A 21,659-nucleotide genomic window follows, 5' to 3' on the forward strand; every position below is an offset into this window, starting at 1 on the left:
AAGGCGCACTTCAGTGCGCCTTTTTTGTTTATAACAGATCCGCGAACGGCACGGTGCTGAGCAGAATGCCGAGAAACAGCACCATGCCCACATAGTTGTTATTCAGAAACGCCTGGAAGCAGGGATCGCGCTCGCGCTGGGCAATTAGCTTCTGCTGATGCACAAACAAGCCTGCTGCCAGCAGCAGCGACCAGTAAAACGCCCCATTCAGATGAAGCATCATGCCCACCAGCGCCATCAAACCGAGCGTTGCCAGCTGCAGTAAACCGATAATCAGTTTGTCGTAACGGCCAAACAGAATCGCCGTCGATTTTACGCCAATCTTCAAATCGTCATCGCGATCGACCATCGCGTACTGCGTGTCATAGGCCACCGTCCAGCAGATGTTCGCCAGGAAAACCAGCCAGCAGACTAAAGGTAAGGACTCACTAACTGCTGCCCATCCCATCGGAATCGCCCAACCAAACGCTGCGCCGAGCACCACCTGCGGCAGATGCGTGTAGCGCTTCATAAACGGATAAACCCACGCCAGCGCCAGGCCGCCAAACGACAGCAAAATGGTCATGGTGTTCATGGTCAACACCAGCATAAACGCCAGCAAACCGAGACCGGCAAACAGCAACTTCGCCTCTTTCCCGGATACCGCGCCGCTGGCCAGCGGACGTGACGCCGTGCGCTTGACGTGACCATCGATTTTGCGGTCAGCGTAATCATTGATGACGCAGCCAGCAGCACGCATCACGATAACGCCGAGCACAAACACCAGCAGCACCGGCAGCGGTGGAATCGCCATGCCGGAGAGCCACAGTGCCCACAGAGTTGGCCACAGCAGTAACACAGTGCCGATGGGTTTATCGATACGCATCAGGCGGCAGTAAGCCTGCCATTTGGTCATGGGTAAGGTGTTTTGCACAGTGGTTTTATCCTTGATCCAGCGCGCGATAGAGCGGCGACGCCGGTAAAAACAGTTCAGTTAACAGCAGCGGCTTGCCCGACAAACGCAGGCGGGAACGGCGTCCCCATAAATCGCCAACCTGACCGGGATTGATAAAATCGCGACTCAGGGTAGATGAAGAGAATAGATAGCGGCCAAGCGGGCGCGTACCGAGCTGTTGCAGCATCTGCTCGGGGCCGTTCAGCGTGCTTTCTGGCACCACGGTGCGGCCAATCAGCCAAGGTTCGCCATCACCGCACAGCACAATTTCACGTAACCAGAAGCGCGGGTCGGCGGGCAAAAATTCCGCTTCTTCCGAGATCTCTTCAGCGCCAATAAACGCTTCGCGGATCAGTTTTACGGTCACTTGCTGGCAATGCTGCTCGAAGCGACGCGTCATGGAGTCTTCTTCCATTAACCAGTCAAGTAGCGGGGCAGAAAGCTGCGGTGAAGAGGCTGGCAGCCAGTGCAGTGCGCGTAACTGGCGCAGCGCGTCATGCGACATCAGGACATCTCCGGGAAAAAAGTTGCCCTAGTTTAGCGCAGAGGAGAATGCGTGGCACGGCTCGTTGTGCCACGCGATATTATTACTCGCGTTTCAGGCGGTTACTGTTCGCTAGCCACAGCGTCACCACCAGAATCAAAATCGCCGCCGAGTAGTAGAGCGTATCGAACGGATTTTTATGGTCGACGATGATCAGGCGGATAATCGCCGTGATGCCAATGTAGATGAAGTAGCGCAGCGGGAAGTGATAGCCAGACTGAAAGTACTTCACAATCAACGCGATAAATTCGAAGTAGAGGAAATAGATAACGATGCCTTCAATTAGCAGATAGGAAGACGTCTGCTCACCGGTGCTCAACAGCACGTTGGCCAGATGAATGGTTTCTTTACCGAGGAACACCACCAGAATAATGGCCAGAATGATCAGACCAATATTCAGCACCCACTGCAATGCTAAAGAGATGTACTGCCCAACCCCTGTTTTTATTGTCATTTTTGCGCCTCACGCTCTCAATTACTTACTGGCGCTATCATGCTGTAGTGTGATCAAAATCACAATATTTATACTTCGACATCCACGCACAGCGCGTCATAGCGCCAGAACTCGCAGTCGCAATCAATCACGCGCTTGTGCTGATCGCGATTGATGCGGGTAATCAACAATCCGGGCGTGCCGCTCGCCACGTTGAGCGCAGGCGCAGCGCGCACCGGCAGCGGTCCCGGCAAAATGGTAAAACGCGCGCCGCCGTAGCGAATGCCATAGCGCTGGTCATAAAGATCGGTGAGTGAACGCGTCAGGTCTTCATCCAGCAATCCCGGAAAGAAGGCGGGATTGAGGTAATGCTCGACATACAACACGGCGCGGCCATCAATACGGCGCAAACGGCGAATGCGGTAAACCCGATCGCCCTCCAGCAGTTGCAGATGACGCGCGATGGCTAATTGCGCTGGCACTTCGCGCGCCTCCAGCACTTCAGTGCTGGCAATACGGCCTTGCTCAGCGGCCATGGCGTGAAAATGGCTGTGATGAGAGGGGTTGTAGACCAGCCGAGGCGGTGCGAGAAACCAGCCACGACGCAATTCACGATAAATAATGCCCTGCGCTTCCAGCAAACCCAGCGCCTCACGCAACGTAATGCGCGTGGTGGAATAGTGTTCGCTTAAGCTGCGTTCGGCGGGCAAACGACCGCTGGCAAATTCACCGCTATCAATGCGTTCCCGCAGCCCTGCTGCAATCACATCCGCCGTTTTCGACATCATTTTTCAGCCTCATTTTGGGGCAAATCTGCACTATGACAGTTCGATGACTACAATGTGACAGAGAACAACCCACGCTTTAGCGCTCTGTAACCGCATGTGGATCGTCGCGCCACACCCCGTTTCACCACCATGGTCATAAAACCTTCATCTATTCGGGCTACATTGGCTCGGTTCTTGCTGGACTAGACCAAGAAGTCCCACAACATATACCGGGAGCAATCGAGATGAAAGCGTTTATCGCCTCTGTAGTAGCCAGTGCCGTACTGCTTGCGCTGCCCGCCGCGCAAGCCGCAGATAATGACCTCGCCGCGTTAGAAAAAGCCGCGCGCGCCGAAGGTCAGGTCAACAGCGTCGGCATGCCAGATAGCTGGGCCAACTGGAAAGATACCTGGAGTGACCTCAACAGCAAATATGGCCTGAAGCACAGCGACACCGACATGTCCTCGGCGCAGGAACTGGCAAAATTTGCTGCAGAGAAAGAGAACGCCAGCGCCGATATCGGTGATGTGGGCGCTGCTTTCGGTCCGATTGCCGTCGCTAAAGGCGTGGCGCAACCGTATAAGCCAACGCATTGGGAGCAAATCCCGAGCTGGGCGAAAGATCAGGATGGCAACTGGATGCTGGCGTATACCGGCACCATCGCGTTCCTGGTGGATAAGCAGCAGGTCAAAGATGTGCCGCACAGCTGGGCCGATCTGAAGAAAGGTAAGTATGTGGTCACTATCGGTGACGTCGGCACTGCGGCTCAGGCAGCGAACGGCGTGTTAGCGGCCAGCTACGCGTTAGGCGGTGACGAGAAGAATGTAAAACCGGCGTTGAGCTTTTTTGGCGATCTGGCGAAAGAAGGCCGCCTTGGCGTGACCGATCCGGTGATTGCCAACATTGAAAAAGGCGAAATTCAGGTGGCGGTGGTGTGGGACTTTAACGGTCTGAACTACCGCGATCAGATCGACAAAAACCGCTACGAAGTGGTGATCCCTTCCGACGGTTCCGTCACTTCTGGCTACAGCACCATCATCAATAAATACGCCAAACATCCGAACGCCGCCAAGCTGGCGCGTGAATACATCCTGTCTGATGAAGGCCAGATCAACCTGGCGAAAGGCTATGCGCGCCCGATTCGTGCCGAGCATTTAACTCTGCCCGCCGACGTGCAGGCCAAGCTGCTGCCACAGTCTGAGTATAAGAATGCCCGTCCAATCAAAGACCAGGCCGCGTGGGATAAAACTTCGAAAATGCTGCCGCGTCTGTGGCAAGAGAACGTCATCATTAATATGAAGCAGTAAGGAGCGAGGGATGAAAACGATCCTGGTGGTGTTGGATGGGCTGAGTAATCAGGTAGCGCAGCACGCAATGGGCTATCTGTTTGCCGAATGCGCGCAGGGCAACGGCCAATATTACACGCTGACTTGCGAACTGCCTTCGCTGTCGCGCCCGCTGTACGAATGCATTCTCACCGGTATTCCACCGGTGCGCAGCGGTATTATTCACAACGGCGTCAGTCGCATGAGTAATCAGCGCAGCATCTTCCATTACGCGCGTGCCGCCGGTCTCACCACCGCGGCGGCCGCCTACCACTGGGTGAGTGAGCTCTACAATCAATCCCCGTTCAACGCAGCGCGCGACCGCCACACGGTCGCGCCCGATCTGCCGATTCAGTACGGGCATTTTTACTGGGACGACGGTTATCCGGATTCCCACCTGTTTGAAGACGCAGAAAGCCTGCGTTTGCGGCACGATCCCGACTTCCTGCTGATCCACCCGATGAACATTGACGATGCCGGACACAAGCACAGCCTGTCATCGCCGCAGTATCGCAACCGCGCGCGCATGGCCGATGGTTATCTGTCGCAGTGGATGCCGGACTGGCTGGCGGCCGGTTATCAGGTGATTGTCACCGCCGATCACGGCATGAACGATGACCGCTCGCACGGCGGCATTTTGCCGGAAGAGACGCAGGTGCCGCTGTTCGTGTTTGGCAAAGGTTTCTCGCTGCAGCCGGATCTCCAGCCGCAGCAAACCGAACTGTGCGGCATCGTGTGCACCTTACTCGGCGTCGAACATGACAAACCGCTATGTCGCGCGTTACTGGCGGAGCGGCAGTAATGAAGGGCAAAACGCTCGCCGCGCTATTGCTGCTGCCGTTTGCGCTGTTCTGGATGGCATTCCAGCTCGCGCCGTTGCTGTGGATTGCCATCAACAGCTTCTGGAGCGACATCAATGAGCGTTGGGGCTTCGACAACTACAGCGATATCCTCACCTCGCCGTTCTATTTGCAGGCGTTTCGCCTGTCGCTCGACATCTCCATCTGGTCGAGCATTTACGGCCTGCTGATCTCACTGGTTGCCGGATATTCGCTGCATCAGCTCGGCAGCGGCCGCTTTCAGCGCTTTTTGATGTCATTTACCAACATGACCAGCAACTTCGCCGGCGTACCGCTGGCGTTTGCCTTTGTCATTCTGCTCGGTCTGAACGGTTGTCTGACGCTGCTGCTGCGCCATTACGGCGTGCTGGAAGGCTTCAAACTGTTCTCGCGTGACGGCATGGTGCTGGTGTACACCTGGTTCCAAATCCCGCTCGGCATTTTGCTGCTCTATCCGGCGTTTGATGGCTTGCGACAGGATTGGCAAGAGTCCGCCGCGCTGCTGGGTGCAGGCCGCTGGCGCTATTGGTGGCACATCGGTTTGCCGATTCTGTTCCCGGCGCTGCTCGGTACTTTCGTGATTTTGCTGGCGAACGCGCTCGGCGCTTACGCCACCATTTACGCGCTCACTACCGGCAACTTTAACGTGGTGCCGGTACGCATTGCCGCGCTGGTCTCTGGCGACATCTCGCTTGATCCCAACACCGGCGGCGCGCTGGCGATGTTGCTGGTGCTGATTATGGCGCTGATTACCGTGGTGCAGCAGTATCTGGTGCGCCGCAGCTATCTCAACGCCAAACCTTCCTGAGGAGCTACACGTGTCGCGCGCGGAAAAATTTTATCATCGCCTGATTGTCTGGCTGCTGCTGGCCATTTTAGCCGCGCCGCTGCTGGCTACTTTACTGTACGGCATTTCCACCAGCTGGAGCGACACCATCCTGCCGCAGGGCTTTACGCTGAAGTGGCTCAGCACGCTGTGGAGCGATGCGCGTTTCCTGACCGCGCTCGGTCATTCACTGCTGGTTTGCTGCGGTGCGCTGTTGTTCTCGCTGGTGCTGGTGCTGCCTGCCATGTTTGTAATCGCTTACTATTATCCGAAACTGGATGCGGTGATGAATGTGCTGATCCTGATGCCCTTCGCCGTACCGCCGGTGGTGTCGTCGGTTGGGCTGCTGCAACTCTATTCGTCGTCGCCGCTGATGCTGACCGGCACGCCGTGGATTTTGATCGGCTGCTACTTCACCATCGCCTTGCCGTTTATCTATCGCGCCATCTCCAACAATATGCAGGCCATCAACCTGAAAGAGCTGATTGATGCCGCGCAGCTGCTCGGTGCCAGCACCTGGCAGGCGGCGCTGTTTGTGGTGTTGCCAAACCTGCGCAAAGGGGTATTTATCGCGGTGCTGCTCTCCTTCTCCTTCCTGATTGGTGAGTTTGTCTTTGCCAATATGCTGGTCGGCACCCGCTATGAAACCTTGCAGGTATATCTGTTTAACATGCGCAACGGCAGCGGCCACTTCACCAGCGCGCTGGTGATCTCCTATTTTGCCGTCGTCCTGCTGGTTACCTGGCTGGCGAATGCCCTCAATCCTGAACGAGGCTGACCATGAGTTATTTGAGCGTCACCCAGCTGACTAAAAGCTACGGCCCGACCGCCATTTTTGAAAACATCGATTTCAGTGCCGAAGAAGGCGAGTTTGTTACGCTGCTCGGGCCCAGCGGCTGCGGCAAATCGACGCTGCTGCGCTGCATCGCCGGATTGACCGAAGTCGATAGCGGCAAAGTATTGCTGCAAGGTCAGGATATCGTGCCGCTGCCGCCGCAGAAGCGCACCATCGGCATGGTGTTCCAGAGCTACGCGCTGTTCCCCAACATGACGGTTGAGAAGAACGTGGCGTTTGGCCTGAAGATGCAGAAGCTGGCGAGCAGCGAGATTCAGAAACGCGTGATGGAGGTACTGGCGCTGGTGGAACTCACCGACTTCGCGCGGCGTTATCCGCATCAGCTCTCTGGCGGACAGTGTCAGCGCGTGGCGCTGGCGCGTTCGCTGGTGACGCGTCCACGCTTGCTGTTGCTGGATGAACCGCTGTCGGCGCTGGATGCGCGCATTCGTCGCCATCTGCGTGAACAGATCCGCAATATTCAGCGCGAGCTGAAACTCACTACCTTGTTTGTTACCCACGATCAGGAAGAGGCGTTGACCATGTCCGATCGCATCGTGCTGATGAATCGGGGAAAGATCGTGCAGAACGGCAACGCGGAAATGCTCTATACCCAACCGGCCGATCTATTTGCCGCCGGCTTTATCGGCAACTACAACCTGCTGAGCGCCGAGCAGGCAACGCAGCTGACCGGACAGGCGTTTAGCGGCCAGGTAGCGATTCGCCCGGAGTCGATCCAGCTGTGCGCACCGCAGGCTGGCATTCCCGCCACCATCCTCAGCCACAGCTTGCTTGGCAACGTGATTCGCTATCGGGTGCGTGCGCAAAACGTGGAACTCTCGATAGATGTACTCAACCGCAGCGTGGCAGATTTGCATCCCGCTGGCATGCAGATTGGGCTACAGTTAGAGATGTCGACGTTGCGCCAGGTTGCTTAATTTAAACGAAAAAAGGCGACACAACGCGGCGAAGGTTTTACCGGTTGTGCTCACCGTCAGGCTGGCAATCGGTGTGGTTTGAGCCTGACGGATGAGGAGCCTCTATACGTGTTAACTCTGCTTAATCTACTCTCTGCCGTTGCACTGCTGGTGTGGGGCACACACATTGTGCGCACCGGCATCATGCGCGTTTACGGTGCCGATCTGCGTCGCGTACTCAGTCGCAGCGTCGAAAAAAAACCGATGGCGTTTCTTGCCGGCATTGGCGTCACGGCGCTGGTGCAGAGCAGTAACGCCACCACGCTGCTGGTTACCTCTTTTGTTGCGCAGAATCTGGTGAGCCTGACGCCTGCGCTGGTGGTGGTGCTGGGCGCGGATGTCGGGACCGCGATCATGGCGCGCATCCTGACTTTTGATTTGTCGTGGCTGTCGCCGCTGTTTATCTTCTTTGGTGTAGTGTTCTTTCTCAGCCGCAAGCAAACGCGCATTGGGCAGCTGGGCCGCGCCAGTATTGGGCTTGGCCTGATTCTGCTGGCGCTGCAGCTGATTGTCGCGGCCGCCAAACCGATCACCCAGGCGGCCGGAGTGCAGGTGCTGTTCTCGACGCTGACCGGCGATGTGATGCTCGATGCGCTGATTGGCGCGGTGTTCGCCATCATCAGTTACTCCAGCCTCGCGGCGGTACTGATTACCGCCACGCTGACCGCCACCGGTGTCATCTCCTTCAAGGTGGCACTCTGTCTGGTGATTGGTGCCAACCTCGGTAGCGGCCTGCTGGCGATGATCAACGCCAGCGGCTCCAACGCAGCGGGCAAACGCGTCGCGCTCGGCAGCCTGCTGTTTAAGCTGATTGGCAGCATCGCCATTTTGCCGTTCGTCAATGTGGTCGCCGATGTGCTGGATAAGCTGCCAGTCAATGATGAAGAGCTGGTGATCTTCTTCCACGTCTTCTACAACCTGATTCGCTGCTTAGTCATGGTGCCGTTTGCCGATCCAATGGCGCGCCTTTGCCGCCGTATGATTGCCGATGATCCCGAAAACGAAGCCCATCTCAAACCCAAACACCTCGACAGCAGCGCGCTGGATACGCCGGCGTTAGCGCTGGCTAACGCCTCACGCGAAACACTGCGCATCGGCGATGTGGTCGAGCAGATGATTGAGTCATTCAATAAGGTGGTGCACGGCGACCTGCGCGAAGAGCGCGCGGTGCGGCGGCTGGATGATGATGTTGATGTGCTTTACACCGCGATCAAACTCTATCTGGCGCGTATGCCGAAAGAGGATTTGCCGGAGGATGATTCGCGCCGCTGGGCGGAGATCATTGAGATGGCGCTCAACCTGGAGCAGGCGGGCGACATTATTGAACGCATGTGCGCCGACGTAGCGGATAAGTCACTGACCGCGCGCCGTGCCTTCTCTGCCGAAGGACTGGAGGAGCTGCAAACCTTGCAGGAACAGGTGCTGTATAACCTGCGTCTGAGTTTGTCAGTGTTTTTGTCGCACGATGTCACCAGCGCCAAACGCCTGCGCCGATCCAAGCACCGCTTCCGCATCCTGATTCGCCGTTTCTCCCACGCGCACGTCGAGCGCTTGCATCTGCAGAACGTACAAAGCATTGAAACCAGCTCGTTGCACCTTGGCTTGCTGGGCGATTTGAAGCGTTTAAATTCGCTGTTCTGCGCCGTGGCGTACACGGTTTTAGATCAGCCGGATGATGAGCGGGAAGAGGATTAAGAAGGTCAGAATCGCGCGATAAATCGCGCCGCTACAAATCCGCGTAATGGTCCGTAGCGGCGCAATGTATTGCGCTGGTTTTACATCACGACAGCAAACTGAACGCAATCATGCCAACAATCGCGCCGGTGGTGCCCAAAATGGTTTCCATCAGTGTCCATGTCTTCAGCGTTTCGGCTTCGGTGGCGCCGGTGAAGCGGCCAAACAGCCAGAAACCCGCATCATTCACGTGACTGATAATGATCGAGCCACCGCCGATACAGATCGACAGCGCGGCCAGCTGCGCGCCGCTGTAGTGCAGCGGTTCTATTACCGGCATCACTAAACCGACGGTGGTTAAACAGGCCACGGTGGCCGAACCCTGAATCACGCGAATCGCGCCAGAAAGGATGAAACACGCCAGCGCAATCGGCATGCCTGCGCCGGTCAACGCATGCCCTAAAACCGGGCCAACGCCCGAATCCACCAGCACCTGCTTGAACACGCCGCCCGCACCAATCACCAGCAGGATAATGCCCGCCGGTTGCAGCGCGCTGCCGCATACCTGCATCACCTTCTCTTTATCCATGCCCTGACGATAAGCCAGGCCATAAATCGCCACCAGACAGGCCAGCAAAATCGCGGTGAACGGATGGCCGATAAACTCCAGCCACTCATACAGATGGGAACCCGGCGTGGTGAAGCGTGCGCCGATGGTTTTCAGGCCCACCAGCAGCAGCGGGAACAGAATCAGCGCCAGACTAAAGCCAAACGACGGCAGTTTGCCCTCTTCCACTTCCGGCTGATGATCTTCCGGCGGTGCACTAAAGCTGACATGTCGGGCAATAAAGCTGCCAAACAGCGGGCCCGCAATCAGCATGCCCGGAATCGCGGCGCACAGGCCCAGCAGAATCATCCAGCCAAAATCAGCGTGCATCTGCGCGGCCAGCAGCATCGGCGCAGGACCCGGCAGCAGAAACGCGGCGGACGCCGCAACACCGGCAAACAGCGGGATCACCAGTTTAACTAAATTGCCTTGGGTGCGACGCGCCACGGCGAACGCAATGCTGATCAGCAACACCACCGCCACTTCGAAGAACAGCGGCAACGCACAGATCAACCCGGCGACGCCCATCGCATAGTGCGCGCGGCTTTCCCCAAAAGTTTTCAACATGCGGATGGCGATCTGATCGACGGCGCCGGTTTCATGCAGGATCTTGCCGAACATCGCGCCCAACGCCACCACAATGGCGAGAAAGCCGAGCGTTCCGCCCATGCCTTTTTCCATGGTTTGTGCGATTTTATCGAGCGGCATGCCGGAAAACAGACCGGCACCAATGGAGACTAACATCAGGGCAACAAAGGCGTGCATACGCGCTTTCATCACCAAAAACAGCAACAGCAGGACAGAGCCTGCTGCGGTTAACACTAGCGTTGCGGTACTCATGACTAACCCTTGTTGATTGCACCCTCAATGGTCGCAACCGTGGCCGCAACTACCTCATCCAGTGAATGATTGATATCAACCACCAGTACATCGGGCTCATCCGCGCCGGGTTCCTGCAGCGTGGCGAACTGCGTCACCAGCATCTGCGGTTTGAAGAAGTGACCTTTACGCGCTTTCAGGCGGGATTCAATGGTTTCGAAGTCGCCCTGCAGATAGATAAATTTCAGATTCTCGTTGCCCTGACGCAGGATGTCGCGATAGGACTTTTTCAGTGCCGAACAGACGATGATGGAGATCTCCTGCGTGCGCTGCATGGCAAATGCCGCATCATTCAGCGCCTGCAGCCACGGCTGGCGATCGTTATCGTCCAGCGGATGGCCATCCGCCATTTTCATGATGTTGCTGCGCGGATGGAGGAAATCCCCATCGAGGAATGCAGTGTTTAACTGATGAGAGACCTGATTGGCGACGGCAGATTTTCCGCTGCCGGAAACGCCCATCAGGATAAAGACGTGGTGCGATGGAGATGGCGTTGTCATTGTTTTGCGCTCCGGCAGTGAATTCTGCCCAATGTTACCGATAACAAATCGAGCTGCCATTGTCAGAGCCCACTGAAAGGCTGGCAACCCTTCTCAGGTGGAAAAGCACGAAAGTGTGAACTGACTCAAATAATCGCCAAAATCAGATGCTGTCACCTTCGGAGATTTCAAAGCCAACATCCAGCGGTTGCGTTAGCGTGCGATCGCCGCCAATGCGCGCCAGCAGCATCGCTGCCGATTCCCGTCCCATACGCTCGCGCGGCGTTAACACCGTGGCGAGGCGCGGATTCACCACTTGCGTAATGTCATGGCCGTGGAAACCGGCAATCGCCATCTGCTGCGGCACGCGTAATCCCTGACGCTGGCACTCAAACATCGCGCCTACCGCGAGGTCATCGTTGGTACAAAACAGGCTGTCAGTTTCCGGATAACGCTTTTGCGCCTCGCACAGTAGTTGCGCGCCGGCGCTGAAAGAGGAGGCATCTTCCATCATCACGCTGTGTGGCGTGAGCCCCGCTTCGCGCATCGCTTTTTCGTAGCCCTGTTGCTTCTGCAAGGTACGTTCATCAAGTCGCGCGCCGAGATAAACCGTATGGCGATGGCCTTTTTTCAGAATAGCATGCGTCATCTGCCGCGCGGCTTCGACGTTATCAAAGCCCACCGCCATATCGAGGCACGGCGTGACCGAATCCATCATCTCAATCACTGGAATGCCCGCTACTTCCAGCATGCGCAGTGTGCCCGGCGTATGGGTACGCTCGGTGAGAATCACGCCGTCGATGTTCCAGCCGAGCAGCGATCGCAGCTGTAACTCCTCTTTCTGCGCGTTGTAGCCAAAATGCGCCACCAGCGTTTGGTAACCCGCTTCGTCGGTGACGGCCTCAATGCCGCGCAATACGTCGGCGAAAACCTGGTTGGTTAAGGAAGGCAGCAGCACGCCGATAGCGCGGCTGGTGGCATTGGAGAGCATATCGGGGGCGCGATTGGGGATGTAACCGAGTTCGTCCAGCGCCACGGCGATCTTATCGCGCAGCGCCGCAGAAACCTGATCGGGATTGCGCAGGTAGCGACTGACGGTCATTTTTGTGATGCCGACACGATCGGCAACGTCCTGTAATACCGGTCTTTTCTTCTTCATCGTATGCGCCTGAAATCAGAGATACGACGAGTTTATCATTTTTTTGTCATGCACTGCTTTTGAGGAAAACCTGCGCGATCAATCGCGCCGCTACAAATACGTGCAGATATTGCAGCGGCGCCATTCATTGCGCGACCTTTAAACCGGTGGCAAATCAAACAGCAGAATCTCTGCATCGCTGTCAGCTTTGATGCTCAGCGCGCTTTCATCCCAAATCGCCAGCGCATCGCTGCTGCCAACCTGTTCGCCATTCACGCTCACCAGCCCTTTCACCACCTGAATCCACACGCGACGACCGGCTTCAACTGTCACTTTATCGCTTTCGCCCTCAGCAAAGACCCAGCGCGACAACGTCATGTCCTGAAACACCTTGAGCGATCCGTCACGTTCATCCGGCGTCAGCACAAACTGGCGGCCTTTAACATCATCGAAACGGCGTTGCGCGTAACGCGGCTCAATGCCTTTGCGCTCTGGAATGATCCAGATCTGATACAGGTGCAGCGGATCGGTGGCGCTGGCGTTGTACTCCGAATGTCGCACGCCGGTACCGGCGCTCATGATTTGGAACTCACCGCTCGGAATCTGCTCTTTATTGCCCATGCTGTCTTGATGTTCAACGGTGCCAGACAGCACATAGGTCAGAATTTCCATGTCTTTATGCGGATGGGTGCCGAAGCCCTGACCACCATCGATAACATCTTCGTTAATCACGCGCAGTGCCGAGAAGCCCATAAAGTTGGCATCGTGATAATCGGCGAAAGAAAAGGTGTGCCAGCTATCCAGCCAACCGTGATTAGCGTGACCGCGTTCTTCAGCTTTACGTACATAAATCATGTTCAATTCTCCTCAATGTTTTTTACAGTTTGGTACTGCGTAGGATTGATTGATAGCTGAAAAACTTCATCCCTCTGTTCAAAAAAAGTGAATGAAAACGAAAAAACGACCCAGGTTTTACTGATGAGGAAGTGCGAACGAGATTGGTCTTGTAGATAACCCACTACATAACAATGAGCATCACGGACCCTGCAAGCAGGAATAACAAGGAAAAATTATGTCAGAACACATCACTCCACCCGCTAAGCGCCCGATTGAGCGCTTTTTGAATACCGTTGAATGGCTGGGTAATTTATTACCGCATCCGATTACTCTATTTGCCCTGTTTTCACTGTTTATCATTGTTGCGTCTGCCGTTGCCGCAGCGTTTGGCGTCAACGTGATCGATCCCCGCCCAGTTGGCGCGGCAGGACGCACACCAGACGGTGTGATTCACGTGGTTAGCCTGATGAGTGCCGAAGGTTTGCAACGCATCGTCAGCCATCTGGTCACCAACTTTACCGGCTTTGCGCCGCTCGGCACCGTGTTGGTTGCGCTGCTCGGTGTGGGGATTGCCGAACATTCAGGGCTGCTCTCGGCGGCGATGCGCGCGCTGGTGTTTAACGCACCGAAAAAGCTCATCACCTTCACCATCGTCTTCGCTGGCATTATCTCCAACACCGCTTCTGAGTTGGGCTATGTGGTGCTGATTCCGCTGGCCGCGATGATTTTCCACTCATTGGGCCGTCATCCCCTGGCGGGCCTGGCCGCGGCGTTTGCCGGGGTTTCTGGCGGCTACAGCGCCAACTTACTGCTTGGCACCATCGATCCGCTGCTCTCGGGCATTACCCAAAGCGCCGCGCAGATTATCGATCCTGACTACCATGTTGGCCCGGAAGTAAACTGGTACTTTATGTTTGTCAGTACCTTCGTGATTGCCATTCTTGGCACCTGGATCACCAACAGCATCGTCGAACCTAAACTGGGCAAATATCACGACAGCGAAGGTGATGCGGTGCGAGGCGATATGGGCGCGCTGACGACGCAAGAACGTCGGGCGTTGAAAGGCGCGGGCTGGGCGGTTCTTGGCGTTACGCTGCTGCTGATCCTGACCGTGATTCCGGGCTACGGCGTGTTACTCAACCCGAAAACCGGCACGCTGGCGGGCTCACCGTTCCTGAAGGGCATTGTGGTGTTTATCTTTGTCTTCTTCGCCATTCCCGGCATGGTTTATGGCCGCATGATCGGCAATATGCGCAACGATCGCGATGTCATTAACGCCATGTCAGCCAGTATGAGCAGCATGGGCATGTATATCGTGCTGGTGTTCTTTGCTGCGCAGTTCGTGGCGTTCTTTAACTGGAGCAATTTCGGCACCGTGGTGGCGGTAAAAGGCGCCAATCTGCTGGCATCAATCGATATGGGCGCGCCGCTGCTGTTTGTCTGCTTCATCATGATCTGCGGCTTTATCAACCTGATGATTGGCTCCGCCTCGGCGCAATGGGCGGTGACCGCACCGATCTTTGTGCCGATGCTGATGCTGGTCGGCTTTGCGCCGGAAGTGATTCAGGCGGCGTATCGCATCGGTGATTCGGTGACCAACGTGATTACGCCAATGATGAGTTACTTTGGCTTGATTATGGCGGTGGCGGCGCGCTATCGACGCGATATGGGTATTGGTACGCTAGTGGCGATGATGTTGCCGTATTCGGTGGTGTTTATGATTGGCTGGACGCTGCTGTTTGTGCTGTGGGTGTTTGTCTTTAATCTGCCGGTCGGGCCCGGTGCAGCAACCTGGTACACCCTGTAAAAGGCAAAAAAAAAGCCAGCACCCGAGCTGGCTAAATAATACCTGGAAGCAATGTGAGCAATGTCGTGCTTACCCGGTTGTCAGGAGACGTTTCCGAGCTCGCATGACAATAATAATCATTATCATTCGCGTCTGTAAAGCCCTTTTGCGAATTATTTTGCATTGACGAAGAGCGAGAATTCCTTGATGTTAAAGGGGATTTTATCCATTTTGCACAAGGAGTCGCTCATGAGTCAGATCGTTGTTCGTCACGCCATTCCCGAAGATGCAGCTGCTTTAACGTGCATGTACAGCCAGCCTGAACCGCAGGCCAGCACGCTGCATCTGCCTTATCAATCGCCGACGCTGTGGCAGGAACGCCTCAGTAATCTGCGTCCGGGTGTGCATATGCTAGTGGCGTGTATTGACGATCAGATTGCCGGGCAACTCACTGTGGAAGTGCTGTCGGTGGCGCGCCGTCGCCATACTGCGACCTTTGGCATGGGCGTCGATTCTGCTTTTCATCGGCGCGGCGTCGGTAAAGCGCTGATGTCAGCGATGATTGATTTGTGCGACAACTGGCTGCAGGTGACGCGCATTGAGCTGACGGTGTTCGCCGATAACCACAAAGCGCTTGGCCTTTATCAGCAGTTTGGCTTTGAGATTGAAGGTACCGCACGTCGGCACGCCATGCGCGACGGCGAAATGGTGGATACCCATTATATGGCGCGCTTGAAAGGTTAATGTGAATACGCAGATTCTTTGTAGGGTGCGCATTGATGCGCACCTGGAAACCAGGTCGCCATGAATGGCGACCCTACAAGTGATTAATAACCTGCGCTTAAATCATCCACTGAACGCGGATCGGATGCGCCATAGCGCGTGCCGTCCGGCCCAATCATAATGCTCTGCGTGCTGCCCATCGCGGGCATCACTTTCACATGCTGCCCTTTAGCTTCCAGCAGGCGCAGCGTATCCGGACTGAAACCTTTCTCCACGCGCAGCTGATCGGGCAACCATTGATGATGGAAGCGCGGTGCGTTGGTTGCTTCCGCTACGTTCATGCCGAAATCGATGCTGTTCACCACCATTTGCAGCACGGTGGTGATAATGCGGCTGCCGCCTGGGCTGCCGGTCACCAGCCAGGTTTTACCGTCTTTCGCCACGATAGTCGGCGACATCGATGACAGTGGACGTTTGGCCGGTTGCACCGCATTCGCCTCGCCACCGACTAAGCCATAGACGTTTGGCGTGCCCGGTTTGGCCGAGAAATCATCCATTTCATTGTTCATCAAAATGCCGCTTTGTCCGGCGACAATGCCGCTGCCGAAGTAGGTATTCAGCGTGTAAGTCACCGCGACCGCGTTGCCATCTTTATCCACCACCGAGAAGTGCGTGGTTTGATTGCTTTCATACGGCGCCAGTTTGCCCGGCTTGATCTCGCTGGATGGACGCGCTTTGTTGACGTCAATCTGCTGCGCCAGTGTTTTGGCGTAGGCTTTGCTGGTTAGCGCCTGCTGCGGCACTTTGACGAAATCAGGATCGCCAAGGTATTCTGAACGGTCGGCGTAAGCGTATTTTTCCGCTTCCGCCATCACCTGCATCGCATCCGCGCTGCCAAAACCAAACTTCGCGAGGTCGAAGTTTTCCAGGATATTGAGGATCTGCACGATGTGAATCCCGCCGGAGGATGGCGGCGGCATGGAGAACACTTCGTAGCCGCGATAGGTGCCGCTCACCGGTTTGCGTTCTACCGCGCGATAGGCCGCCAGATCCGGCTTGCCGATCAGGCCGCCGTGCTGCGCCATTTCACCGGCAATTTCATCGGCGATTTTGCCCTTATAGAACGCATCCGGCCCTTGCTGAGCAATCAATTGCAGGCTACGCGCGAGGTTTTTCTGCACCAGACGTTCGCCCTTCTGGTACGGCTTGCCGTCGGCTTTGTAGAAAATCGCGCGGCTGTTGTCGTGGTTGATCAGCGTCTCTTTGCCGTAGGTGGCGAGATCGTCGGCCAGCGCATCGTTCACTACGATACCGTCACGCGCCAGTTTGATGGCAGGCGCCAGTAAAGTGCTCAGCGGCAAGGTACCGTATTTCTGCGCCGCCAGCGCAAAACCGGCCACGGTGCCCGGCGTGCCTGAGGCTAAGTGAGAAGTGAGTGACAACTTACTATCAGCGTTGCCCTGCTTATCAAGGAACATATCGCGTGACGCGCGCGCCGGTGCCATTTCGCGGAAGTCGATGGCGGTGGTGCGGCCCGATACGGTGCGTAGCAGCATAAAGCCCCCGCCGCCGAGATTACCGGCCTGCGGATGCGTCACCGCCAGCGCGAAACCCACCGCAACCGCCGCATCCACCGCGTTACCGCCCTGCTTAAGAATATCGACGCCGACTTCTGTCGCCATCGCATCCACCGATGCCACCATGCCATGTTTGGCTTTTACCGGGTGAAAGGTATCACTATCAACGCCATACGAAACCGGCGGCGCGTTAGCGGGCGCAGCGTGTGCGCCCTGCACCACGGTCAAACTCATCAATAATGCCCAGCCGAACTGACGCACGTTGCCCTGTATCCTCATCTGCCACCATCCTTTTAAAGTTATTTATACCCTTCATACTTCAAGGTGCAGATGCGTTGGCTGCTCTCGTTCACCCGAATCACTTACTTATGTAAGCTCATCGGGACTCTCTCGTTTGCCGCCTTCCTGCGCCTCGAATTATTATGGGTATCCATTTGTTATTTATTGATGCAAGTGTTTGCAAACACGGTAAAAAGCGTAGCAGTAAGCTAAATTCGGCGCACTCCTGGATCATAGGTTTGTGATATCGCATAAACTTATGGCTGCAGCGCGTGTTGCCACTTTGGCAGCATCAGCACACAGCAGGCTGCATGAATGGAGGAAGACCATGAACAAATGGCTAATTGTGATCGCAGCATTGCTGCCGTTAAGCAGCATGGCAAATACGTTGAACAGCACCAACGATCCGAACAAACCCGGCTTCAACCCGAGCCAGCAGCGGATGCAGTCGCAGATGCAGAATCAGCAGCAACAGCAGAAGCTCAGGTTGCAGCAGAATCAGCAGCAGCAAAGTCAGGATGTCCAGCGCAAGGTGCAGGAACAGCGGGATAGCGCCCAGCAGCGGGTGATTCAGTCGCAACCGGGCCAGAAACAGCAGCAGAACTAGCGGAAGTCGGGACCGATAATATCGATGCGGTCGGTGCAGATAGCATCGACGCCCCAACTCAACAGCTCGCGCGCCCGCGCGGGCTGATTCACGGTATACACCAGAATATGCAGACCGGCCGCTTTCAGCTGCGCGGTGCGTTTGGCTTCGAGTAATTTGTGGTTGAGATGGATCGACACGCAATCCAGACGCGCCGTCAGCGCCTGCCAATCGTCGTGCCACTCATCCAGCAGCAACCCGCGCGGCAGTTCAGGTGCTGCCTCCATCGCCGCCTCCAGCGCTGCGTAAGAGAAGGAGGAGAGCAGCGGCGCGGTTTGTCCTTGCCACAGTTCGCGTGCGGCCAGCGCCACATTGCGGCCAGTTTCCACCTCCTGCCCGGTGGTGGGTTTGATCTCGATGTTCGCCATCATCTGATGCTGGCGACAACGCTCGGCCACTTCGCTCAGCAGCGCCAGCGGTTCGCCTTCGTAATCGCGGCTAAACCAGCCGCCGGCATCCAGCTGTGACAGCTTATGCCACGACAGCGCGCCCGCCACGCCCCAACCGTTGCTGGTGCGATCCAGCGTATCGTCGTGCAGCAGGAAAATTTGCTTATCTTGCGACAGCTTGGCATCAAACTCGATCATGGTGTGACCGTGCTGCGCGCCGACATCAATCGCCGCGAGGGTATTTTCCGGAGCCAGTTTGCCGCCGCCGCGATGCGCGACAATGTGCGGATAAGGCCAGTTATGTTGACTCATTCCAGACGCTTTCCATAGGTTGAATCGAAGAAGTGTAACGCATCTGACGGCAGATGCAGCCACAAGGTGCTGCCCGCCTGCGGGCGCTCGCTGTGCGGCAAACGAACCACCATGCGCGCGTTACCGATGCGACCGTGCGCCAGATTATCCGCGCCGAGCATCTCCAGCGTTTCAACCACCATCGGAATGCCGCCCGCATCGCGGCTGCTGAGTTTGATGTGTTCGGGACGAATGCCGAGCGTCAGCGGACGATTGGCCCATTTGGCTCTGCTCTCGCCCAGCAGCAAGCTGTTAAGCGCATCCAGCGTGAAACGCGTGCCGTCGCTGCTGATTTGCCCTGGCAGCAAATTCATGGCGGGCGCGCCGATAAACGAGGCAACAAACTGGCTGGCTGGACGCTCGTAGACTTCCACCGGCGTGCCCACCTGCTCCACCACGCCTTTGTTCATGACCATCACGCGTTGCGCCAGCGTCATCGCTTCTACCTGGTCGTGCGTCACGTAGATGCTGGTGGTTTTCAGGCGGCGATGCAGCTGTTGCAGCTCAAGACGCATCTGCACGCGCAGGCGCGCATCCAGATTCGACAGCGGCTCATCAAACAGGAAAACAGCCGGTTCACGCACGATAGCGCGCCCCATCGCCACGCGCTGACGCTGTCCGCCCGACAGCTCACGCGGGCGGCGATGCAGCAGATGATCCAGCTCAAGGCTGCGCGCGGCTTCCATCACGCGCTGATCAATCTGCACTTTGCCCATGCCGCGAATTTTCAGGCCATACGCCATGTTTTCGCCCACCGTCATGTGCGGATAGAGCGCGTAGTTCTGAAACACCATGGCGATGCCGCGATCTTTCGGCTCCATGTGGGTGACACGTTTATCGTCGATATAAATATCGCCCGACGATACGCGCTCAAGGCCCGCCACCATGCGCAGCAGCGTCGATTTACCGCAGCCGGAAGGGCCGACCATCACCATAAATTCGCCATCGTTAATGGTGATATTCAGGGGTTGAATGATCTGATTTTTACCGTCGTACGATTTGGTAACGGTCTGAAGGGTTACGCCTGCCATTTATTTATCACTCTCTACCAGGCCACGCACAAACGCACGTTGCATCACGAGTACCACCACCACCGGTGGAATCAGGGTTAATAACATTGCCGCCATCACTTCATTCCACTGCGTCGGCCCGCCGCTGCTGTTGATCATGCTTTTCACTCCGGCGACGGCGGTGCTGAGGCTGGCATCGTTGATGATCAGCAGCGGCCACAGATATTGGTTCCAGCCGTAGATAAAGGTGATCACGAAGAGCGCGGCGAGATTGGTTTTGGACAGCGGTAACACAATGTCCCAGAAGAAGCGCATCGGGCTGGCACCGTCGATACGCGCCGCCTCAATCAGCTCGTCCGGCAGTGACATAAAGAACTGACGGAACAGGAAAGTGGCCGTCGCCGATGCCATCAGCGGCAGCGTTAGGCCGCTGTAGCTGTCGAGCATATTCAGCGTCGAAATCACTTCCACCGTCGGAAAAATACGCACTTCCACCGGCAGCATCAGGGTGATGAAAATCAGCCAGAAAAACAGCGAGCGCAGCGGGAAACGGAACCACACCAGCGCGAAGGCGGAGAGCATCGAGACACTGATTTTGCCAATGGTGATGCCGAGCGCCATCAGCAGGCTGTTGAGCATCATCATGCCAAACGCCGGACCGTTGCCATTCACGCCATGTGTCCAGATGCGCGCGATGTTATCCCACAAATGCGTGCCCGGCAGCAGCGTCATCGGCACCTGATACACCGCCTCGTTATCCAGCGTCGCCGCGACAAAAGCGATGTAAAGCGGGAACAGAATGGTCAGCACGCCCAGCACCAGCAAGGTATGGCTGAAGATGTCCAACCCGCGTCGATTCTCAATCATTGGTATTGCACCTTACGCTCGACAAAGCGGAATTGCAGAATAGTCAGGCCAATCACCAGCAGCATCAGCACCACCGATTGCGCGGCGGAGGAAGAGAGATCCAGCCCGGTGAAGCCTTCGCGATAGATTTTGTAGATCAGCGTGGTGGTGGCCTGCACCGGCCCGCCGCCGGTGGCGGCATCGATCACCGGGAAGGTGTCGAAGAAGGCGTACACCAGATTGACCACCAGCAGGAAAAAGCTCACCGGCGTAATCAGCGGCAGGGACAAATTGAAGAAGCGACGCACCGGACCGGCGCCATCGATCGCCGCCGCTTCCACCAGCGATTTGGGAATCGACTGCAGCGCGGCAAAGAAAAACAGGAAGTTGTAGCTCATTTGCTGCCAGATCGACGCCAGCACAATCAGGAACATCGCCTGACCGCTATTTTGCGCGTAGTTCCAGTTGTAGCCCATTTGGTTCAGCAGATGGCTGAACAAACCGAGGCCCGGATTGAACAGGAACATCCACAGCACCGCCGCCACCACCGGCGCCACCGCGTACGGCAGCAGCAGCAAGGTTTGGTAGAGCTTGCGCAGGCGAATCACGTAATCCACCAGCGCCGCCAGCAGCAGGGAAAAGGTCATGCCGCAAATGGTGACCAGCGCACTGAACTCAATGGTGGTCCAGAATGACGCCAGATAGTACTCGTCACTGAACAGGCGTTTAAAGTTCGCCATTCCGACGAAGGTGCTGGAGATGCCAAAAGGATCAATGCTTTGCAGCGAATACCACAAGGCTTCACCGGCTGGCCACAAGAAGAAGATGGCCGTAATCACCAGTTGCGGCAGCAGCAGCAAATAGGGCAGAAAACGGGAGCGAAATACGGGGCGCGATGAGGACATAGCAGGCTCAATCCAGGAGAAAAATCGGGGCGAACGCCAGGCGTCGGCCCCGA

22 protein-coding genes are annotated in these 21,659 nt (G+C 56.4%); 9 read left to right on the plus strand and 13 right to left on the minus strand.

What is annotated here, in order from left to right; all coding sequences use genetic code 11:
• Window positions 1-28 precede the first annotated feature (28 nt).
• The 4 genes from ubiA to K5Y30_RS13340 form a co-directional block, all read right to left on the minus strand.
• A complete protein-coding gene (gene ubiA, locus K5Y30_RS13325; protein ID WP_110868146.1) occupies window positions 29-913 on the minus strand; it encodes a 4-hydroxybenzoate octaprenyltransferase in 885 nt (294 codons plus the stop codon).
• 7 nt (window positions 914-920) lie between these two features.
• Window positions 921-1,439: a chorismate lyase gene (gene ubiC, locus K5Y30_RS13330; protein ID WP_101763073.1), complete on the minus strand. Its 519-nt coding sequence runs from the start codon at window positions 1,437-1,439 to the stop codon at window positions 921-923.
• A gap of 82 nt (window positions 1,440-1,521) precedes the next feature.
• A complete protein-coding gene (psiE, locus tag K5Y30_RS13335) occupies window positions 1,522-1,932 on the minus strand; it encodes a phosphate-starvation-inducible protein PsiE (RefSeq protein ID WP_061718383.1) in 411 nt (136 codons plus the stop codon).
• A 68-nt stretch (window positions 1,933-2,000) separates the two neighbouring features.
• Window positions 2,001-2,699: a UTRA domain-containing protein gene (locus tag K5Y30_RS13340; protein ID WP_222211730.1), complete on the minus strand. Its 699-nt coding sequence runs from the start codon at window positions 2,697-2,699 to the stop codon at window positions 2,001-2,003.
• Window positions 2,700-2,923: 224 nt separating this feature from the next.
• Here K5Y30_RS13340 and K5Y30_RS13345 point away from each other — a divergent pair, with 224 nt between their 5' ends.
• From K5Y30_RS13345 to K5Y30_RS13370, 6 genes are all read left to right on the plus strand, one after another.
• Complete coding sequence (locus K5Y30_RS13345) at window positions 2,924-3,985, plus strand: ABC transporter substrate-binding protein (RefSeq protein WP_101763075.1); 1,062 nt, start codon at window positions 2,924-2,926, stop codon at window positions 3,983-3,985.
• Between the two features lie 10 nt (window positions 3,986-3,995).
• Complete coding sequence (locus K5Y30_RS13350) at window positions 3,996-4,805, plus strand: alkaline phosphatase family protein (RefSeq protein WP_222211732.1); 810 nt, start codon at window positions 3,996-3,998, stop codon at window positions 4,803-4,805.
• A complete protein-coding gene (locus K5Y30_RS13355) occupies window positions 4,805-5,650 on the plus strand; it encodes an ABC transporter permease subunit (protein ID WP_176970057.1) in 846 nt (281 codons plus the stop codon). Before K5Y30_RS13350 ends, K5Y30_RS13355 begins: the two co-directional genes overlap by 1 nt.
• Window positions 5,651-5,660: 10 nt before the next feature.
• Complete coding sequence (locus tag K5Y30_RS13360; RefSeq protein WP_222211734.1) at window positions 5,661-6,446, plus strand: ABC transporter permease; 786 nt, start codon at window positions 5,661-5,663, stop codon at window positions 6,444-6,446.
• Between the two features lie 2 nt (window positions 6,447-6,448).
• On the plus strand, window positions 6,449-7,441 hold the full coding sequence (locus K5Y30_RS13365) for an ABC transporter ATP-binding protein (protein ID WP_222211736.1): 993 nt from the start codon (window positions 6,449-6,451) through the stop codon (window positions 7,439-7,441).
• 108 nt (window positions 7,442-7,549) lie between these two features.
• Window positions 7,550-9,175 (plus strand): Na/Pi cotransporter family protein, encoded by a 1,626-nt coding sequence (locus tag K5Y30_RS13370; RefSeq protein WP_222211738.1) that lies wholly within the window; start codon window positions 7,550-7,552, stop codon window positions 9,173-9,175.
• An 85-nt stretch (window positions 9,176-9,260) separates the two neighbouring features.
• On the opposite strand, the gene gntU is transcribed toward K5Y30_RS13370, so the two are convergent.
• The 4 genes from gntU to K5Y30_RS13390 form a co-directional block, all read right to left on the minus strand.
• Entirely contained in the window at window positions 9,261-10,601 is a 1,341-nt protein-coding gene (gntU, locus tag K5Y30_RS13375; RefSeq protein ID WP_210081840.1) for a gluconate transporter, read from the minus strand.
• A gap of 2 nt (window positions 10,602-10,603) precedes the next feature.
• Window positions 10,604-11,140: a gluconokinase gene (gene gntK, locus K5Y30_RS13380; RefSeq protein WP_036621490.1), complete on the minus strand. Its 537-nt coding sequence runs from the start codon at window positions 11,138-11,140 to the stop codon at window positions 10,604-10,606.
• A 142-nt stretch (window positions 11,141-11,282) separates the two neighbouring features.
• A complete protein-coding gene (gntR, locus tag K5Y30_RS13385; RefSeq protein ID WP_101763082.1) occupies window positions 11,283-12,278 on the minus strand; it encodes a gluconate operon transcriptional repressor GntR in 996 nt (331 codons plus the stop codon).
• Window positions 12,279-12,416: 138 nt separating this feature from the next.
• Window positions 12,417-13,112, minus strand: coding sequence for a pirin family protein (locus K5Y30_RS13390; RefSeq protein WP_222211740.1), 696 nt, complete (start codon window positions 13,110-13,112; stop codon window positions 12,417-12,419).
• 217 nt (window positions 13,113-13,329) lie between these two features.
• Between K5Y30_RS13390 and K5Y30_RS13395 the strand changes: the two genes are divergently transcribed.
• Window positions 13,330-14,901, plus strand: a complete 1,572-nt coding sequence (locus tag K5Y30_RS13395; RefSeq protein WP_222211742.1) for an AbgT family transporter — start codon at window positions 13,330-13,332, stop codon at window positions 14,899-14,901.
• 228 nt (window positions 14,902-15,129) lie between these two features.
• Window positions 15,130-15,624 (plus strand): GNAT family N-acetyltransferase, encoded by a 495-nt coding sequence (locus tag K5Y30_RS13400; protein WP_222211744.1) that lies wholly within the window; start codon window positions 15,130-15,132, stop codon window positions 15,622-15,624.
• An 83-nt stretch (window positions 15,625-15,707) separates the two neighbouring features.
• Here K5Y30_RS13400 and ggt read toward each other — a convergent pair whose 3' ends face one another.
• The gene (gene ggt / locus K5Y30_RS13405; protein WP_222211746.1) at window positions 15,708-17,459 is read right to left on the minus strand and encodes a gamma-glutamyltransferase; all 1,752 of its coding nucleotides are present in this window, start codon (window positions 17,457-17,459) and stop codon (window positions 15,708-15,710) included.
• A 328-nt stretch (window positions 17,460-17,787) separates the two neighbouring features.
• Here ggt and K5Y30_RS13410 point away from each other — a divergent pair, with 328 nt between their 5' ends.
• Window positions 17,788-18,066 carry a DUF2756 domain-containing protein gene (locus tag K5Y30_RS13410; RefSeq protein WP_101763088.1) on the plus strand — a complete coding sequence of 93 codons (279 nt, stop codon included), beginning with the start codon at window positions 17,788-17,790 and terminating at the stop codon, window positions 18,064-18,066.
• Here K5Y30_RS13410 and ugpQ read toward each other — a convergent pair.
• The 4 genes from ugpQ to ugpA are packed head-to-tail and all read right to left on the minus strand — an operon-like array spanning window position 18,063 to window position 21,606.
• The gene (gene ugpQ, locus K5Y30_RS13415; RefSeq protein WP_222211747.1) at window positions 18,063-18,806 is read right to left on the minus strand and encodes a glycerophosphodiester phosphodiesterase; all 744 of its coding nucleotides are present in this window, start codon (window positions 18,804-18,806) and stop codon (window positions 18,063-18,065) included. The two genes, K5Y30_RS13410 and ugpQ, sit on opposite strands and share 4 nt — an antisense overlap.
• Window positions 18,803-19,876 carry a sn-glycerol-3-phosphate import ATP-binding protein UgpC gene (locus K5Y30_RS13420; RefSeq protein ID WP_222211749.1) on the minus strand — a complete coding sequence of 358 codons (1,074 nt, stop codon included), beginning with the start codon at window positions 19,874-19,876 and terminating at the stop codon, window positions 18,803-18,805. The genes ugpQ and K5Y30_RS13420 overlap by 4 nt, the downstream gene beginning before the upstream one ends.
• A complete protein-coding gene (ugpE, locus tag K5Y30_RS13425; protein ID WP_222184940.1) occupies window positions 19,877-20,722 on the minus strand; it encodes a sn-glycerol-3-phosphate ABC transporter permease UgpE in 846 nt (281 codons plus the stop codon).
• Window positions 20,719-21,606, minus strand: coding sequence for a sn-glycerol-3-phosphate ABC transporter permease UgpA (gene ugpA, locus K5Y30_RS13430; protein WP_101763092.1), 888 nt, complete (start codon window positions 21,604-21,606; stop codon window positions 20,719-20,721). Before ugpA ends, ugpE begins: the two co-directional genes overlap by 4 nt.
• Window positions 21,607-21,659: the final 53 nt, after the last annotated feature.

Source organism: Pantoea sp. DY-5, assembly GCF_019795955.1.
Taxonomy (GTDB): Bacteria; Pseudomonadota; Gammaproteobacteria; order Enterobacterales; family Enterobacteriaceae; genus Pantoea; species Pantoea leporis.

Excerpts from the sequence above, each read along its gene's own strand:
- ubiC (WP_101763073.1), bottom strand. The coding sequence starts at position 1,439 with ATGTCGCATGACGCGCTGCGCCAGTTACGCGCACTGCACTGGCTGCCA.
- psiE (WP_061718383.1), bottom strand. The coding sequence starts at position 1,932 with ATGACAATAAAAACAGGGGTTGGGCAGTACATCTCTTTAGCATTGCAG.
- K5Y30_RS13340 (WP_222211730.1), bottom strand. The coding sequence starts at position 2,699 with ATGATGTCGAAAACGGCGGATGTGATTGCAGCAGGGCTGCGGGAACGC.
- K5Y30_RS13345 (WP_101763075.1), top strand. The coding sequence starts at position 2,924 with ATGAAAGCGTTTATCGCCTCTGTAGTAGCCAGTGCCGTACTGCTTGCG.
- K5Y30_RS13350 (WP_222211732.1), top strand. The coding sequence starts at position 3,996 with ATGAAAACGATCCTGGTGGTGTTGGATGGGCTGAGTAATCAGGTAGCG.
- K5Y30_RS13355 (WP_176970057.1), top strand. The coding sequence starts at position 4,805 with ATGAAGGGCAAAACGCTCGCCGCGCTATTGCTGCTGCCGTTTGCGCTG.
- K5Y30_RS13365 (WP_222211736.1), top strand. The coding sequence starts at position 6,449 with ATGAGTTATTTGAGCGTCACCCAGCTGACTAAAAGCTACGGCCCGACC.
- gntU (WP_210081840.1), bottom strand. The coding sequence starts at position 10,601 with ATGAGTACCGCAACGCTAGTGTTAACCGCAGCAGGCTCTGTCCTGCTG.
- gntK (WP_036621490.1), bottom strand. The coding sequence starts at position 11,140 with ATGACAACGCCATCTCCATCGCACCACGTCTTTATCCTGATGGGCGTT.
- gntR (WP_101763082.1), bottom strand. The coding sequence starts at position 12,278 with ATGAAGAAGAAAAGACCGGTATTACAGGACGTTGCCGATCGTGTCGGC.
- K5Y30_RS13390 (WP_222211740.1), bottom strand. The coding sequence starts at position 13,112 with ATGATTTATGTACGTAAAGCTGAAGAACGCGGTCACGCTAATCACGGT.
- K5Y30_RS13395 (WP_222211742.1), top strand. The coding sequence starts at position 13,330 with ATGTCAGAACACATCACTCCACCCGCTAAGCGCCCGATTGAGCGCTTT.
- K5Y30_RS13400 (WP_222211744.1), top strand. The coding sequence starts at position 15,130 with ATGAGTCAGATCGTTGTTCGTCACGCCATTCCCGAAGATGCAGCTGCT.
- ggt (WP_222211746.1), bottom strand. The coding sequence starts at position 17,459 with ATGAGGATACAGGGCAACGTGCGTCAGTTCGGCTGGGCATTATTGATG.
- K5Y30_RS13410 (WP_101763088.1), top strand. The coding sequence starts at position 17,788 with ATGAACAAATGGCTAATTGTGATCGCAGCATTGCTGCCGTTAAGCAGC.
- ugpQ (WP_222211747.1), bottom strand. The coding sequence starts at position 18,806 with ATGAGTCAACATAACTGGCCTTATCCGCACATTGTCGCGCATCGCGGC.
- K5Y30_RS13420 (WP_222211749.1), bottom strand. The coding sequence starts at position 19,876 with ATGGCAGGCGTAACCCTTCAGACCGTTACCAAATCGTACGACGGTAAA.
- ugpE (WP_222184940.1), bottom strand. The coding sequence starts at position 20,722 with ATGATTGAGAATCGACGCGGGTTGGACATCTTCAGCCATACCTTGCTG.
- ugpA (WP_101763092.1), bottom strand. The coding sequence starts at position 21,606 with ATGTCCTCATCGCGCCCCGTATTTCGCTCCCGTTTTCTGCCCTATTTG.